The 14587-nt window shown below is 57.5% G+C and carries 14 protein-coding genes; 8 read left to right on the plus strand and 6 right to left on the minus strand.

All coding sequences use genetic code 11. The annotated features are described in order from the left end of the window. Positions 1 to 63: 63 nt before the first annotated feature. Positions 64 to 1557: an IS91-like element ISCR2 family transposase gene (locus ACZK33_RS10200; protein ID WP_001120888.1), complete on the plus strand. Its 1494-nt coding sequence runs from the start codon at positions 64 to 66 to the stop codon at positions 1555 to 1557. Positions 1558 to 1732: 175 nt separating this feature from the next. Here the strand turns inward: ACZK33_RS10200 and ACZK33_RS10205 are convergent, their stop codons facing one another. Continuing rightward, entirely contained in the window at positions 1733 to 2035 is a 303-nt protein-coding gene (locus ACZK33_RS10205) for a phosphoglucosamine mutase (RefSeq protein WP_000251875.1), read from the minus strand. A gap of 86 nt (positions 2036 to 2121) precedes the next feature. Continuing rightward, entirely contained in the window at positions 2122 to 2937 is an 816-nt protein-coding gene (gene sul2, locus ACZK33_RS10210) for a sulfonamide-resistant dihydropteroate synthase Sul2 (protein WP_001043260.1), read from the minus strand. Positions 2938 to 3390: 453 nt separating this feature from the next. On the opposite strand from sul2, the gene ACZK33_RS10215 reads away from it, so the two are divergent. The 4 genes from ACZK33_RS10215 to ACZK33_RS10230 are packed head-to-tail and all read left to right on the plus strand — an operon-like array spanning position 3391 to position 7521. Further along, positions 3391 to 4194, plus strand: a complete 804-nt coding sequence (locus tag ACZK33_RS10215) for a class I SAM-dependent methyltransferase (RefSeq protein WP_423174687.1) — start codon at positions 3391 to 3393, stop codon at positions 4192 to 4194. Then, on the plus strand, positions 4191 to 5297 hold the full coding sequence (locus ACZK33_RS10220) for a hypothetical protein (protein WP_423174688.1): 1107 nt from the start codon (positions 4191 to 4193) through the stop codon (positions 5295 to 5297). The genes ACZK33_RS10215 and ACZK33_RS10220 overlap by 4 nt, the downstream gene beginning before the upstream one ends. Beyond that, complete coding sequence (locus ACZK33_RS10225) at positions 5294 to 7012, plus strand: hypothetical protein (protein WP_478454954.1); 1719 nt, start codon at positions 5294 to 5296, stop codon at positions 7010 to 7012. The genes ACZK33_RS10220 and ACZK33_RS10225 overlap by 4 nt, the downstream gene beginning before the upstream one ends. A 59-nt stretch (positions 7013 to 7071) precedes the next feature. After that, positions 7072 to 7521: an alpha-ketoglutarate-dependent dioxygenase AlkB gene (locus tag ACZK33_RS10230; protein WP_478454956.1), complete on the plus strand. Its 450-nt coding sequence runs from the start codon at positions 7072 to 7074 to the stop codon at positions 7519 to 7521. 369 nt (positions 7522 to 7890) lie between these two features. Here the strand turns inward: ACZK33_RS10230 and ACZK33_RS10235 are convergent, their stop codons facing one another. The 4 genes from ACZK33_RS10235 to ACZK33_RS10250 all read right to left on the minus strand — a co-directional run bounded on the left by ACZK33_RS10235 (position 7891) and on the right by ACZK33_RS10250 (position 11786). After that, positions 7891 to 9015 carry a helix-turn-helix domain-containing protein gene (locus tag ACZK33_RS10235; RefSeq protein ID WP_423174690.1) on the minus strand — a complete coding sequence of 375 codons (1125 nt, stop codon included), beginning with the start codon at positions 9013 to 9015 and terminating at the stop codon, positions 7891 to 7893. Next, positions 8996 to 9700 carry a hypothetical protein gene (locus ACZK33_RS10240; RefSeq protein ID WP_423174691.1) on the minus strand — a complete coding sequence of 235 codons (705 nt, stop codon included), beginning with the start codon at positions 9698 to 9700 and terminating at the stop codon, positions 8996 to 8998. Before ACZK33_RS10240 ends, ACZK33_RS10235 begins: the two co-directional genes overlap by 20 nt. A 267-nt stretch (positions 9701 to 9967) precedes the next feature. Then, the gene (locus tag ACZK33_RS10245) at positions 9968 to 10324 is read right to left on the minus strand and encodes a hypothetical protein (protein WP_423174692.1); all 357 of its coding nucleotides are present in this window, start codon (positions 10322 to 10324) and stop codon (positions 9968 to 9970) included. Positions 10325 to 10868: 544 nt separating this feature from the next. Further along, complete coding sequence (locus ACZK33_RS10250; RefSeq protein WP_423174693.1) at positions 10869 to 11786, minus strand: LysR family transcriptional regulator; 918 nt, start codon at positions 11784 to 11786, stop codon at positions 10869 to 10871. A gap of 97 nt (positions 11787 to 11883) precedes the next feature. On the opposite strand from ACZK33_RS10250, the gene ACZK33_RS10255 reads away from it, so the two are divergent. From ACZK33_RS10255 to ACZK33_RS10265, 3 genes are all read left to right on the plus strand, one after another. Further along, complete coding sequence (locus tag ACZK33_RS10255; RefSeq protein WP_423174694.1) at positions 11884 to 12723, plus strand: type 1 glutamine amidotransferase domain-containing protein; 840 nt, start codon at positions 11884 to 11886, stop codon at positions 12721 to 12723. Positions 12724 to 12820: 97 nt separating this feature from the next. Further along, the gene (locus ACZK33_RS10260; protein WP_423174745.1) at positions 12821 to 13552 is read left to right on the plus strand and encodes a hypothetical protein; all 732 of its coding nucleotides are present in this window, start codon (positions 12821 to 12823) and stop codon (positions 13550 to 13552) included. 78 nt (positions 13553 to 13630) lie between these two features. Further along, the gene (locus ACZK33_RS10265) at positions 13631 to 14110 is read left to right on the plus strand and encodes a hypothetical protein (protein WP_478454959.1); all 480 of its coding nucleotides are present in this window, start codon (positions 13631 to 13633) and stop codon (positions 14108 to 14110) included. Positions 14111 to 14587: the final 477 nt, after the last annotated feature.

Below are 14587 nucleotides of genomic sequence, written 5' to 3' on the forward strand. Positions count from 1 at the left end.
GTAAAAGAACTTTCCGCTAAGCGATAGACTGTATGTAAACACAGTATTGCAAGGACGCGGAACATGCCTCATGTGGCGGCCAGGACGGCCAGCCGGGATCGGGATACTGGTCGTTACCAGAGCCACCGACCCGAGCAAACCCTTCTCTATCAGATCGTTGACGAGTATTACCCGGCATTCGCTGCGCTTATGGCAGAGCAGGGAAAGGAATTGCCGGGCTATGTGCAACGGGAATTTGAAGAATTTCTCCAATGCGGGCGGCTGGAGCATGGCTTTCTACGGGTTCGCTGCGAGTCTTGCCACGCCGAGCACCTGGTCGCTTTCAGCTGTAAGCGTCGCGGTTTCTGCCCGAGCTGTGGGGCGCGGCGGATGGCCGAAAGTGCCGCCTTGCTGGTTGATGAAGTACTGCCTGAACAACCCATGCGTCAGTGGGTGTTGAGCTTCCCGTTTCAGCTGCGTTTCCTGTTTGCCAGCCGGCCCGAGATCATGGGGTGGGTGCTGGGCATCGTTTACCGCGTCATTGCCACGCACCTGGTCAAGAAAGCGGGCCATACCCACCAAGTGGCCAAGACGGGCGCGGTCACCCTGATCCAGCGTTTTGGATCGGCGCTCAATCTGAATGTTCACTTCCACATGCTGTTTCTCGACGGTGTGTATGTCGAGCAATCCCACGGCTCAGCGCGTTTCCGCTGGGTCAAGGCGCCGACCAGCCCAGAGCTCACCCAGCTGACGCACACCATCGCCCACCGGGTGGGTCGCTATCTGGAACGGCAAGGCCTGCTGGAACGGGATGTCGAAAACAGCTATCTGGCCTCGGATGCGGTGGATGACGACCCGATGACACCCCTGCTGGGGCACTCGATCACTTACCGTATCGCTGTCGGTTCACAGGCGGGGCGAAAGGTGTTCACTTTGCAAACTCTGCCGACCAGTGGTGATCCGTTCGGTGACGGGATTGGCAAGGTAGCCGGGTCCAGCCTGCACGCCGGCGTGGCGGCCAGGGCCGATGAACGCAAGAAGCTCGAACGGCTGTGCCGGTACATCAGCCGCCCGGCGGTATCCGAGAAGCGGCTGTCGTTAACACGAGGCGGCAACGTGCGCTACCAGCTCAAGACGCCGTACCGGGACGGCACCACGCACGTCATTTTCGAACCATTGGATTTCATTGCAAGGCTGGCCGCCCTGGTACCGAAGCCCAGAGTCAACCTAACCCGCTTCCACGGGGTGTTCGCACCCAACAGTCGGCACCGGGCGTTGGTCACGCCGGCAAAACGGGGCAGGGGCAACAAGGTCAGGGTGGCTGATGAACCGGCAACACCAGCACAACGGCGAGCGTCGATGACATGGGCGCAACGGCTCAAGCGTGTTTTCAATATCGACATCGAGACCTGCAGCGGCTGCGGCGGCGCCATGAAAGTCATCGCCTGCATTGAAGACCCTATAGTGATCAAGCAGATCCTTGATCACCTGAAGCACAAAGCCGAAACCAGCGGGACCAGGGCGTTACCCGAAAGCCGGGCGCCACCGGCTGAGCTGCTCCTGGGTCTGTTTGACTGACGAGCCTGAAGGCCAACGATACCAATCAAAATGCTGCGTTCACAGCGCCGCGGCAGGGATCCGCCGTGCTGGTTGTCGGAAAAGGAGCCGCTAGTGGGAAAGAGGAGGGTAAATTTTCAGCGTTGCTGGCTCCCCGTCAGCCGGATTGGGTTGCATCGCAGGGGTGTCGAAAGAGTCAACTGCGGTCCAAAGCTGTTGGACTTGGGTGAAAAGGGCGTTTATTCTTCCTATACGTTGTCGGCAGCGGGCCAAAAAGGAATACGTCCATGCCCATCGAGGTGAAACCGGCTGTGAGCGCGGGTTCAAGCATATAGCCCGACAGGCGCGTATCCTTGCCGATCACGACACGATGGCGGTGGTCACCGCGACGAAAGACACGGCCAGCCGCCATGCCGACGCGCAAGGCGGTTTCCGCCGTCATCGCGCCTTCGTTGGCTTTGCCACGAATACCGTCTGTGCCGAAATATTTGCGCACCATAAGGTCGATTATCCTGTCGTCGGGTCGCCCTCAAAGGGGACATGCCTGCTGAACCGCGAATATAGAGAAATATCCCGAATGTGCAGTTAACGAATTCTTGCGGTTTCTTTCAGCGCCGCCAATACCGCCAGCCCGTCGCGCAAGGGGCGCGGCTCGTGTGTGCGGATGAAGTCAGCTCCACCTGCGGCGGCGGCAAGCTCTGCAGCGAGTGTCGCGGCCCCGACATCCCCCGGACCACGGCCTGTGAGCGCGCGCAGAAAGGATTTGCGCGAAACAGACAGAAGCACCGGCAAATCGAAGCGCAGCCGCAATTCATCGAACCGCGCCAGCACCGAGAGCGAGGTTTCGGGAGCAGCCCCCAGAAAAAACCCCATGCCGGGATCAAGGACAAGGCGGTTGCGTTTGATACCGGCACCCGTCAGCGCCGCGATGCGCGCGTCAAAGAACGCCGCAATGTGATCCATGATGTCGCCAGCGGGTGCCTCGCGCCGATCTGCCTGCCCGTCTTGCACCGAATGCATAACGACGAGTTTGGCAGATGATTTCGCCAATTGCGGATAGAACGCAGCGTCTGGAAAACCGCGAATATCATTGAGATAGGCCACACCACGCGACAAGGCATAGGCTTGCGTCGCGGGTTGATAACTGTCGAGCGAGACGGGAATGCCATCTGCCTTGAGCGCGTCCAGCACCGGCGCGATACGCGCGATTTCTGTGTCGGACGAAACAGGCGCGGCGTCGGGATTGCTGGATGCCGGACCGAGGTCGATCACATCTGCCCCCTCGGCCATCAGCTTACGCGCCTGCGCAATGGCTGCGTCTGGCGCCAGATACCGGCCTCCATCGGAGAAACTGTCCGAGGTTATGTTGACGATGCCGAAAATGATGAGCGATTTATTCATGGGGGCTTCTATAATAATAATAATCGAGCATGAGTCTCATACGGATGCTCGGGTCGAAAGGGAATCCCCAGGCGAGTAACCTGTTTGCGGTGATCCATTAGCTGCAGGAGCAGAAGAGCATACATCTGGAAGCAAAGCCAGGAAAGCGGCCTATGGAGCTGTGCGGCAGCGCTCAGTAGGCAATTTTTCAAAATATTGTTAAGCCTTTTCTGAGCATGGTATTTTTCATGGTATTACCAATTAGCAGGAAAATAAGCCATTGAATATAAAAGATAAAAATGTCTTGTTTACAATAGAGTGGGAGTGAGTTGAGAGAACGAGGGCGCCGAGAGGCGCCCTTCTTTTTAGGAGGGTTAAGAATGATCGGGTCAGGCCGATAGTTGGTGTTAGTATTTTACAGTCACTTAGGGTAGGGAAGGCCTCTTGATTACAGTTTGCTCATGGTATGAGCGAGTGCGCAAAGCTCGCATCGTTGACCCGATTAACAATGACCCGAGAAATACTGGGGTGCCTGGTACTTGCCTTGGAATGTCGAGCGATTGGATATTCAAAGTGGCAATTGCTGGTGGGCAGGCTCAATTTGACGATCCCATCGGCAATTTTTCAGCCAAAGATCGAGTTTTGCTTTACGCGCTTTTCAATCAGAAGGGACACGTTCTAGAGCTGATTCACGCATTTCAGAATCTATTGAATTTTCCGGAGCAGCTAAATAGGGCGACAATTCTCGATATTGGCTGCGGTCCCTTTACTGCGGGTCTCGCAATTGCCAATGTTCTAGGGGGCGATGTCGACTTTAGATATTTCGGAGTCGACACCTCTCGGGAAATGTGCGCTCTGGGTGGGGATCTTGCAATTTTAGCGCGCGAGGAAGGTGGATTGAGTGCTGGTGTCAGTGTGCAATTCACTGATTCAATAGAAGCCATTGACTTCGGAAATGCAAGATTCGGTTGGACGGTTGTGGTCTTGTCTTATCTTTTGGCAAGCGATTCGCTCGATATTCCAACTGTCGTGCGCCAGATCGTCGAGGCTTGCAATCGTATAGGACCGGGCCCCGTTGCGGTGCTATACACAAATTCTGGGTTCGCCGCCCGTAGGGCATCATTTCCTGAGTTTGACACTCGAATGCGAGATGCTGGCTTCAAGTGCGAGGTGGTGGATACCGAAATGCTTGAGGGTGGAAACAAAAATCGCCATATTCACTACGCGCTATTCACGCGCGGGCCAATGAAGATCGCGTTAGGGGATGTCGCACGATGAGGTTGCCAAGCTTTAATGATCTTTACGAGGAGCAGCGGCTTGCTTTTATGGCGGACCCTGATTGTTCGATTTTGGTGGTTGGGCCGCCGGGATCGGGAAAGACATCCGTTGCGCTTTGGAAGGCTAATGTTCTTGCGGGGCCTGGTTATGAGCGGCGTGTTACGGTCATCACCAGGAACAGGTTGCTTGCTGCTCTATCGACGCAGATATCACAAGATCTCGGAAATGCGCCAGTTAACAGTGTGACAATGCACGCCTTTGTCTGGAATCATTACAGCGAAAATATTGGAGGTTGCCTTCCACAGGTCGCTCCTTATTGCCCGGACTGGAATGAAATTATTCGCAAGTATGATGAGGTTGGCGTTTTGCCAGTTGTAGATCATCTGATTGTGGATGAAGGGCAAAATTTGCCTAAGGGCTTCTTTGTATGGGCCCGGCGGTTTGTAGCCGTAGCTGTTTCGGTATTTGCGGACGAGAATCAGTCAACTGACGTGGGCGGGTGCCATATCTCTGATCTTGTGGATGCGGGTTTTACAGAGGTGCATCCTTTAACCTTCAATCATCGCAATACGCGCGAAATTGCAGAATTGGCTGAGTATTTCCATCGCGACCGAAATTTGCCACCGGCTCCCGCCCAGCGCGGGCGCTCGAACGAACGGCCTAGGCTCATCGACGTACAAAACTGGATCAGTCTAGTCCACCAAATATCCGTTAGGTTCATGAACCGTGGTGGAGCGTTTGGCGTCATACTTTACAGAAAGGATGATGTCGAAGCTATTTATAGATTGCTGTCGGAAAAGCTGCCTTCTGCTCGAGTTGAGCGTTACACGAGTGATGCCGCCCCTAGAGCCGAAGACGCTATTCGGATGAGAGAGCAGGGAATAACCATAATTTCTGGAGAGTCTGCAATTGGGCTGGAGTTTGACACCGTTTACCTGCAAGATCTTGAGCGGTCATTGCCAGCGCATCAACCTGTACAGCGGAGGCGCCTATACATGCTTTGCGCGCGTGCACGAGACATGTTGATCTTGATCAACGGTCCGAACCAACTATCAATGGCACAATTGGGCGACCTTCCTCCTGCCCCAGTCCTAGTCCGATGACCGCTGACCAATTGAATCTTCTTGATGCAACCACCCGGGAGCCTGACCGGCTTCGAGCTGAAGGTGGGGGGCTGCTCGGGCTGGTACTTGATCAGGCAGAATTTCTGTATTTCCTTAGCAGCGAATGGGTCGAGCCTTCTTCGGGACACTTGGTGCTAGGCGTCCGGCAGCCATGTGGCTCGAGAGCTGCCTGCTCAACAGATGTGGCCATTTGGTTCAGTACGCAGTTGCTGTCTGACCAGCAGGTCATGGTCTGGCGGAACGGCACCTGGCTGGATATCGGACTGGAGGACCTGTTGCCCGAGGATGAGTTCGTGTCGTGGCATGGGCCGATGCCAGCATTCGCGGTGGATCACTTCTGTGTGAATTCAGAGGCTGTTAAAGCGAAGCTCTTGGCTCTTGCTCACAGTTTCGTTGACATGGAGGTACCCATTCAGCCATTCAACGTCTGTGTATTCTCCCAAAGCGCTCCGCCGGGTGAGGTTCCTTCCATGAAGTCCTGCCCCCCCCCCCGGAACTGGAACGCGTTGCGAGGTGCTGCGGCGATGGCCGCATTTGCTGTCCCGGCGATTGATCCGTGGATTGAATTGTTCTGCGACCTGGTCGATGTGGGCAGCGCACGACCCAAGTCCATTAAAGAACTGGGGGTACCTTGGTGGGAAGCTGCGATTTGGTCTCGCGGGCAAGAGCAAAGTGAACTTCCTGCGCTGTGGCGCGCCATTGTCGCGCGGTTTGGAGACCCCGAGCGGCTGAAAGATTGGCGTGCAAAGAACATTCTGGACGAAATTTGCAAGCACGCACTTCTTTTGGGGGAAAATCCTTCTCGGCTTGAGAAGCTGTCAGAAGGTGCGAAGGCACTGCTTGACGACCGAGGGACAGTTATGGAGCTAGGGGCGCATGATGACTTTCTTGCGCTGACCCTTCAATTGGTTCTACTCCGACCGACGCCTGAGCGATTCCTTGGTTGGCGCGAGGATTGGCCCGCAATTCCACCAGGTGTCTGGTGGACTGGAATGACACTTGCGGGCTACATACAGGGCTATCGTTCTTTGCCAATACATTTTCGTGGAAGCCCAGAGTGCAGAAAGTTGCTCGCGTTGAAGACTTGGCAGAATGCCTGCGAAATCGGGTCGGAGCGTTGGGCCTCGGTCACGCCCAAAAAGCTGACTTGGAATGTGGATGCTGACTTAATTTCAATGACAGCAGATGGAATGACGTGGGCGGAGCACCGCCTAGGTACAAGAGGAAGTTGGTACAGGGCAGATTTAGATAATTCAACGCTTCAAGCTGTAGCGCAACAAATTGCGCTCGAAGAATGCCCTGAATCACTTGATCATTCAGTGTCGGTCGAGAATAAAAGTATTCAAGTCGTGGGTGACGGGGTTCTTGATGTAGAAGAGGATGGGCGAGTTTTGAACGCTCGCGGACGAGTTGAGTTTGTTTTTGGGCAGGGTGTTTCTCTTGCCGCTAGCCTTAACACTAATAGATTTAGGGTGTGGTTAGCTACCGCTAGTATATCTCGGCGTCTTGCGCGTCCAAGGCGAATACTTGCGGTGGATCATATGCCTGATATCGAACGAGGCAGCCAAGTAGATCAAGGGTCCACCACTTCTATTAGAAAGGTGTCCGACGCTGGTGGCGTGCGAGCTGTCGGGGGTATTGAAGTCAAGGGGGCAGAAGCCCGCAGGGGCTTAGTTTGCTGCCAAATTTCATAACTGATGAAGAAGAATCTCGATTAGTCTCGATAATCGACTCCCTCGAGTGGGATCGAACAATGAAGCGGCAGGTTCAGCACTATGGTTGGCGTTACGATTATAAGGCTCGGCAGATCAGGCCTGAGAATTTTCTCGGGCCCCTCCCAGATTGGGCGTCCGAATTGGCTGAGCGCTTGCTGGCGTATGGAGTTTTGACAGAGTCCCCGGATCAAGTGATTGTTAATAATTATTATGGCAATCAAGGAATATCGAAACACATTGACTGTAAAGGCTGCTTCAGAGGGCCTATTGTCACGGTTAGTCTGCTTGAGACGTGGGACATGATATTTACGCGGAAAATTAATTCCGAGTCTCTTAAGTTCATTCAGCCGCTTCTGCGTTGTAGTGCTGTGGTTCTAGCCGGAGAATCTCGAAATTCCTGGCAGCACGAAATACCCCAGAGAATTAAGGAGCATGGTATCCGTCGAGGGCGGCGTCTCTCGATAACTTTCAGAAAGGTTTCTGTTTAGTTTTGCGCCCCATAAGGTGCTGGAAGGGGCGCGCACTCGGCGTGATTAACTCAATGTAAAGCGGACCTTGGCTAACTAAATCTATTTTTTGGACGCTGCTAAAATTGCGGGATTGGCTGGTCCAATTTCGAGGTTGGACCAGTCTAGACGCGGTGCGGTGCGGTCAAGAGGGGCGCATTCACATCGTCCTCTCGTTGGTCGAGGAAAGTAGAATGTGAGATACCTGTAATGGTATGGAGGAAAGCTGCTGTATGTCGGTGGCTGATTTCGTTTGGCGTCGTGGAAATTCGACGAGCAGCCAGAGCGATTTCTGATATGCCTGCGGAGGCATACAGCCTACCATGTTAGCTCGGAAGGCGGCTGTAGGGATCAATGAACGAGCTTGAACGGAAAGCTCTTTGACTCCATCTCTTCATCGGGACGGGGGACGATCTGTTTGAGGAAATCGGGAGATATCGATAGAGCTTGGGCTAGATCCGAAAAACCAATCCCGTGGGCATTTCGCAGTACTTCTAGGGATTTAGGGATAAGCTCACTGAGTTCATTCGCGACCAAGCCGTCCTCCGCCTCTTCAATCGCTTCGCCTCGGTTTTTCAAGGTGATTATTGCGCTGCGATATTGATCTTCGTCGATAAGATCTAAGGAACGGGCCCGGTAGAGGATCGCAGCCTTGCTTGCGCCAAAGGCCAGCTTCAGTTGCCGAATGCCAGCCCAGTCCAAGCGTGTTCCCCTCCTGGGAAAGGCTTTTGCAAAGGTGGTTCTGGGCAGGAGGAACGCGGACGCAAAGCGATTTGCCTCCGATTCAGTCTTTCGGTCACCAGTCACCTGCCCCTCATGGAGAACCAAATGACCGAGCTCATGAGCAATGTCAAATCGCTGCCTGAAGGGGCTCTTCTTCGCATCGTTTCGAACGATGATCGGCCGCTTCGAGGCAATCGAAAGAGCATCCACCTGCGCGGAGGCTTCATTGAAGAATGCAACAATGATCCCCGCGCGCTCGACCACCCGAACCATGTGAGAAATCGGACCGAGCCCGAGCCCCCAGTGCATACGCGTGAGTTCGGCCGCACGCTCGATCTGCTCGGCGCTCGTGCAGTCCAAATGATCGGGGATGTTCACCTCTGGAAGCCGAACTCGCTTGGCAATAAAGTCAACGACTTGGCCAAAAATGCTTCCTCTGGCCAGCACCATTTGGCGCGTACTTGCTTTGGTTGCGGCTAGCTTGCGAAAGTGGGCTTGTTCCTCGTGGACTTGCTCGCGCTCGCTGCGAAACAAGAAATCTGGATGTACTTCAACGACGTTGGCTAAGGCTTGGATGATGGCATCGGATCGGCCTGGCTTGGCCTTTCCAGTTTCCAACTGAGAGACGAACTGCCGGGTGGTGGAGATCGCGTCTGCGATCTCCTGTAACGTCATTCCCCAGAAGTGGCGGGCAATGCGCAACTGAGCGCCATTGAACACAAGTTGCTGGCGATTAGGAAACAGGGCGTTCATTCAAGTTCGTTCGAGCAGGTACTTCTGGGATCAGTTCATAGTTGGCCGAGGCTTGCTCGGTGTCCAGCTGGTCTTCCATCGAGTCGTAGATGGCATCCAAGTCAATGGGAGCCAGCTCGGCAGCACGAGGGATGTCGGCATCGGTGGAATGGAAAGCACGAACCGATTCGGTGAACTGCCACTTGGCTAGGATGTTCCCATAGCCGTCATAGCCCACGAAAAAGACCTTGCTCTCATCATCTTCGGACTTGGCGCGCTCCACGATGAAGCGCCACAGCGTGGGCATCCCGGATACGGAGAAGCCTTCGCCGGCGAATGAACTCTGGCTCATCTCGGACAACTGGATTGCTTCCGCTTCGGTCGGACTCAAGATTCGTCGTTTCGACGGCTTGCTGTGATCTGCGATGATGAAGAAGCGCACAGGCACAGAGCCCACACCCACGATCAGATCGTTGCCGGTATGGCGAATAGTTAACCAGTCGTGGGTGCGAGAGCCGGCCAAGAGAAGTAGCGCGTTCTTGATCCAGCCCCAAGAGAGAACGGCACGGGTCCAGGCGCAGTCCAACTCAGTGCCGGTAGCTTCTGCAGCCTTCGCGAGGACTTCAAGCATGAGGCCGGCCACTACTTCCAAGCGTGAGTCGGACAGATCAGGTGAAGCGGCGCTAGGGCTTGTCGGATCACTCATATAAATGTTCCATCCTGATGATTTGTAATCGCCAGTATGTTTCGATATTGGTGTTTGTCAACCCCTTTTGGTTCGTGTCGGTAGTGAAGGCAGAACATTGCGCGGTGTGCTTTGTCTCCTCTGTCAACGGGCCGCGGCCAGAAGAGACGATCGAAGGCAATTCCCAAGAGAGGGAAGAGCCTGGACGGCGATAGTCTGGGGGCAATTAGGTCAAGTAGAGGGATGAGGCTTGGAGTGCTGCGGGGTTGCTGGTGGGCTGTGAGTTCGTCACTCCGGCCTAACCTCATGACAACCCCACTCAACCAACCCCCGGCAAGCCAGAAACAACCCATCCACCACCCCCTCATCCAGATGCCGCTCCGGCTCCGCTGCCACACGGCAGCGGTCTGCCGCGTGCAGCAATTCCAGCACCGTGAGTGCCCCCACCATCGCGCGCTCGCTCCTGGCAAGGCTCACACGGCGGCCGGGTGACACATCGGTTTCTGGCCAAGGATGCCCATCCGCCCCTTCGCAGCCGCGCATGCGCTTGAGGATGCCGAGCAGGGAGTTCAGGTCGGGAAGGGCAGTGTCGTCGTTGATGGGCTCAACAACGGTGTACGAGGAGAAGGTGTCGGATTCGTTCATGGCGTCGGCTTCCGAGGCTGTGCTTAACAGCGCCACCGCGAAGAGGTGGCGGACGGTGCGGGTTCCAAACCGGGACAGACAGTTGTCAATAACCGGCGGGTCCGAAGACCCCCACGCACCGCCCGCCATAAAGGCCGACGGATTGCCCGCCGGCACCGGTTAAGGACGGTGCCGACGGGCAAGCGTAAACAACTATCTGTCTCGGGTTTGGACGCCCGCTGCCACCCGTTGTCGGTGGCGCGCCATGGTGTTTACGCAGCAGCTTCGAATGCCAATAGAAATTCGCGAAGGAATCGCGGAATCCGAGAGCGAAGAACTATTGTTGCACGCTCCATTCGTGCAGCACGCGACGCCAGCAGACGCATTCGCGCAGCTGCTCTGTTGATTCCGAATCAAAGTGGCGCAATCGCCCACGCCACAAGCGCATAGCGCGACGGCCTTCTTTGCAACAGTTCTTAGTTCAGCACGGCGGGCAATGGCGCCCGATCAGCCGCACACCACGAAAAACGGTTCAAACCCGACACCGCCAGCGAGCCTAGCGGCTTCAACCAGCGCCATCCTCAGCCGCATTCCCCACCAACAACTCAATCATCGCCCGTGCCGCCGCCGACTGCCGCCGATGGGGCGCATAGATCACCGAGAACGGCCTCGACCGCCCGCGCAGCTGCGGCAGCACTTCCACCAGCTGCCCACGCTGCAACCGTTCGCGCACGATGAACGCATAGCTCTGGCAAATCCCAATGCCCTGTTCGGCCAGCGACACCACGCCCAGCACATCGTCGGAGGTCTCGATGGACGAACGCGGCAGCCAATCCACATCCCGCCCGTCTTCCCGAAACACCCACGGCGCCAACCGCCCGGTGCGCGGCATCACAAAGGGCAGGCACAGGTGCTGCTGCAGGTCGTCCAGCGTCTGCGGCGTGCCGCGGCGTTGCAGGTAGTCCGGCGCGGCCACCAGCAGCAGTGGGGCGTCTTCCAGCTTTCGCCCCACCAGCCCGCTGTCCGGCAGCTGGCCCAGGCGGATGGCCAGGTCGAAGCCTTCGGCCACCAGGTCCACGTTGCGGTTGGTGATGTTCAGTTCCACCTGCACCTGTGGGTACTGCTGCGCAAAGCGCGCCAGCACGGGCGGCAGCCGGTAGTGGCCATAGGTGGTGGGCACGCTCAGGCGCACGCGGCCGGCCAGCGCACCGTCCTGGGCCAGTACGTCGCGCTCGGCGTCGTCCAGCAGCCCGAAGGCGGTGCGCACCTGTTCCAGATAGAGCCGCCCGGCGTCGGTCAGTCCCACGCGGCGGGTGGTCCGCTGCAGCAGCTGCCGGCCCAGCCGCGCTTCAAGGCGGGTGACCGCGCGGCTCAGCACCGAGGGTGTGGTGGACAGCGCCACCGCGCCGGCCGTGAACGAGCCGTGCTCGACCACCGCCAGGAACACCTCCACATCGCCCAGGTAGTCGAACTTGCGGCTCATTTGGCTCTCCGGGGAACAGATGTTTTGCGATGGGGGCAATTTATCGTCGCTGGGGCGATGAATAAAGTGGCCGCCATTCCCCGATAGGAGCGACCCCATGAACCTGATGACCCGGCTGGCCGCAGCGCTCGCCCTGACCCTGGCCGCCAGCGGCGCGCATGCCGCCAACGTGCTGGTGGTGCTGTCCGACGAAAACCACCTGGACCTGAAGGACGGCAAGGTGCTGCCCACCGGCTTCTATCTCAACGAGCTGATGCAGCCGGTCAAGCTGCTGCTGGACGCGGGCCACGAAGTGACCTTCGCCACGCCGCAGGGGCGGGCGCCGACGGTGGATGCGTCCTCGGTGACGCCGGCGTACTTCGGCAACGATGCGGCGCAGTTGGCGCTGCACAAGGAGCTGCTGGAGAAACTGGCGCTGACCTCGCCGACGGCCTCGCCGGTGGTGAGCCTGGCGCGCATCGAGCAGCAGGGCTACGCGCGTTTCGATGCGGTCTACATTCCCGGTGGCCACGCGCCGATGCAGGACCTGCTGAAGAGCCCGGCGCTGGGCCGCTTGCTGGCCGACTTCCACCAGCGCAACAAGACCACCGCGCTGGTCTGCCACGGGCCGATCGCGCTGCTGTCCACGCTGCCGGATGCGGCGGGGTTCGTGGCGAAGCTGGAAGCAGGTGCGATGCCGACCACGCCGAAGTGGATCTACAGCGGCTACCAGATGACGGTGATCAGCAACCAGGAAGAAGAGCAGGCCAAGCCGCTGCTGGGCGGCGGTGAGATGAAGTTCTACCCGCAGACCGCGTTGCAGCGGGCGGGGGCCAAGTTCAGCAGCAATGCCACGCCGTGGACGGGGCATGTGGTGGTGGACCGCGAGCTGATTACCGGGCAGAACCCGGCGTCGGCGCTGGAGGTGGGGCAGCGGTTGGTGGAGCGGTTGAAGTAGGGCGATTCTGCATCGCATGCGCTGCCATGGCACCATGATGGGCTGGCCTCGTCCTTCAGGGCGGGGCCGTTTTCCCAAGGAAGCTCTCGAGCACGACATGCGAACGTCTCTTTTCATTCTCTCCGCCCTGTGCCTTGGCCTGCTGTCTGGCTGTGCCAGTGGCCCGGAGGAGCACACCTCAAGCCGCGAGATCACGGGTGCGTTCGTGGCCGACGACGGCCAGTTGTACCTGCTGCCGCGCTTTGAAGAACCGATGCGCTTCAATGCTGCACCGTTCCGCGAGTACCGCGCGCTGATGGACAGCCCGCTGCGCGAGGCGGTGGCCTGCGCGCAAATGTATTTCCATGAAGACTGGCGCGACCCGGCTAACAAGGCCAAGGTGCACGGCAGCTATGCGCTGCTGCTGCGGTCGGAGCAGGTGACGCCGGAACAGGCTGCGCAGTTCAAGCTGGAGCGGATTGAGGTGCTCCCGCGCGAGGCGAAGTATGTGGATGAGCGTGCGCGCTACTACCTGCCGCAGGATCGGAGCCGTTATGCGCTGGCGTTTGATCGCGCCTGCAATCTTTCAAAGAAGGGCGGCAGCTACTACAGCGCGCTGTTCGAGGGCGACGGCGAGCGGGTGAAGTTGCCGGATGCCGCTGCGCTGGCGGAGAAGGGGAAGCTGGCACAGCCGATCAATGCGCGGGCGCAGCGGATCCTGCCGGAAAGGGAGGACAAGCCGGGTGTGGGTTCGGCGGCGGGCAAGGTGCTCGGCGCGGCGTTGATTCCAGTGGCGGTTCCGGTGTTTGTGTTGAGCCTGCCGTTTTTGGGGCCGGATCATTGGAAGTGATGGGGCGTTGAGGGAGAGCATCCACGCGTGGCGTGGATCTACTTGGGCATCGCCTGAAAGTTCATCCTGGAGATCTGTGTGCCCAGCACGCTGGAAACTGTTTTGAAGACCGTAGGCTTCATTGTCCTCGCGGCACTTCCGTTGGTGATCCTCTGGTTCACCCTTCGGCGAATGTCGGCGACCGCGCGTTCTGCATTGGGATCAGGGCTGCGTTTGGATCCCCCTCGCCGGATTTCTGGTAAGTCCATGACCCTGGTGATGGTGGATGGAAAAGAGGATCGGGAGCACTACTTCTTTGATGCGGAGTCCTTCTACCTGCGGCGTGGCCCGGTGCCTACGGCCGTTCCGCTCTCGCAGATCACCTCAGTCACGCGAACGTCCGATGTCATCTACGGTCGCTATGTCTGGCAGGTGTGCTTCAGCAAAGCATCGGGCAGAAAGTGCGTGACGTTCACCAACAACCTGTCGCTGTTCAACCGCGACTTCCTGCTCTTTCTGGAGGCGGTGCGGAAGGCCAACCTGCTCGCGACCGTTGATCGAGCGAGCGTTCTCTTCTAGAACGTGTTTGAAGTTCGGTATGAACAGTGTCACTGCAATGGCATCACAGCGCGCAGCTCCTGTTCGGCCAATGTGATCGATGAGAAATGGGCGTTTGTTGCGCGCTATCTGATACTGAAGCATTCTCATGCGTGGCAGTGCAAGTATGATCTGCGATGAACACGCAAAGCCCGCAACATAGAACGAGGCCCGCTCGTTTCTGCGCGCGATGCGAAGCGTGGGCCTTGTCACCTGTGACGAAGACGCATTTGAGGCAATTGTCGAGACGATTTACGTTTAAGGCATGCGGTCAATCTCTGCGGAGTAGTTCCTGATGATGTGCCGATCGACGCTGGACGTATCCCTGATTCACGCCTACGCGCTTCCTCTCGGCATAGATGCTTCAAGGATCACGCTGCCTCACCGGCAACTTGGAACGAGCACCGGTGGCGTTGAGCTTGGCAAGTTCCGCATGCACAGCGGTCGCAACGTCTTCGT

It is taken from the genome of Stenotrophomonas sp. 86156_Sma (assembly GCF_056481625.1).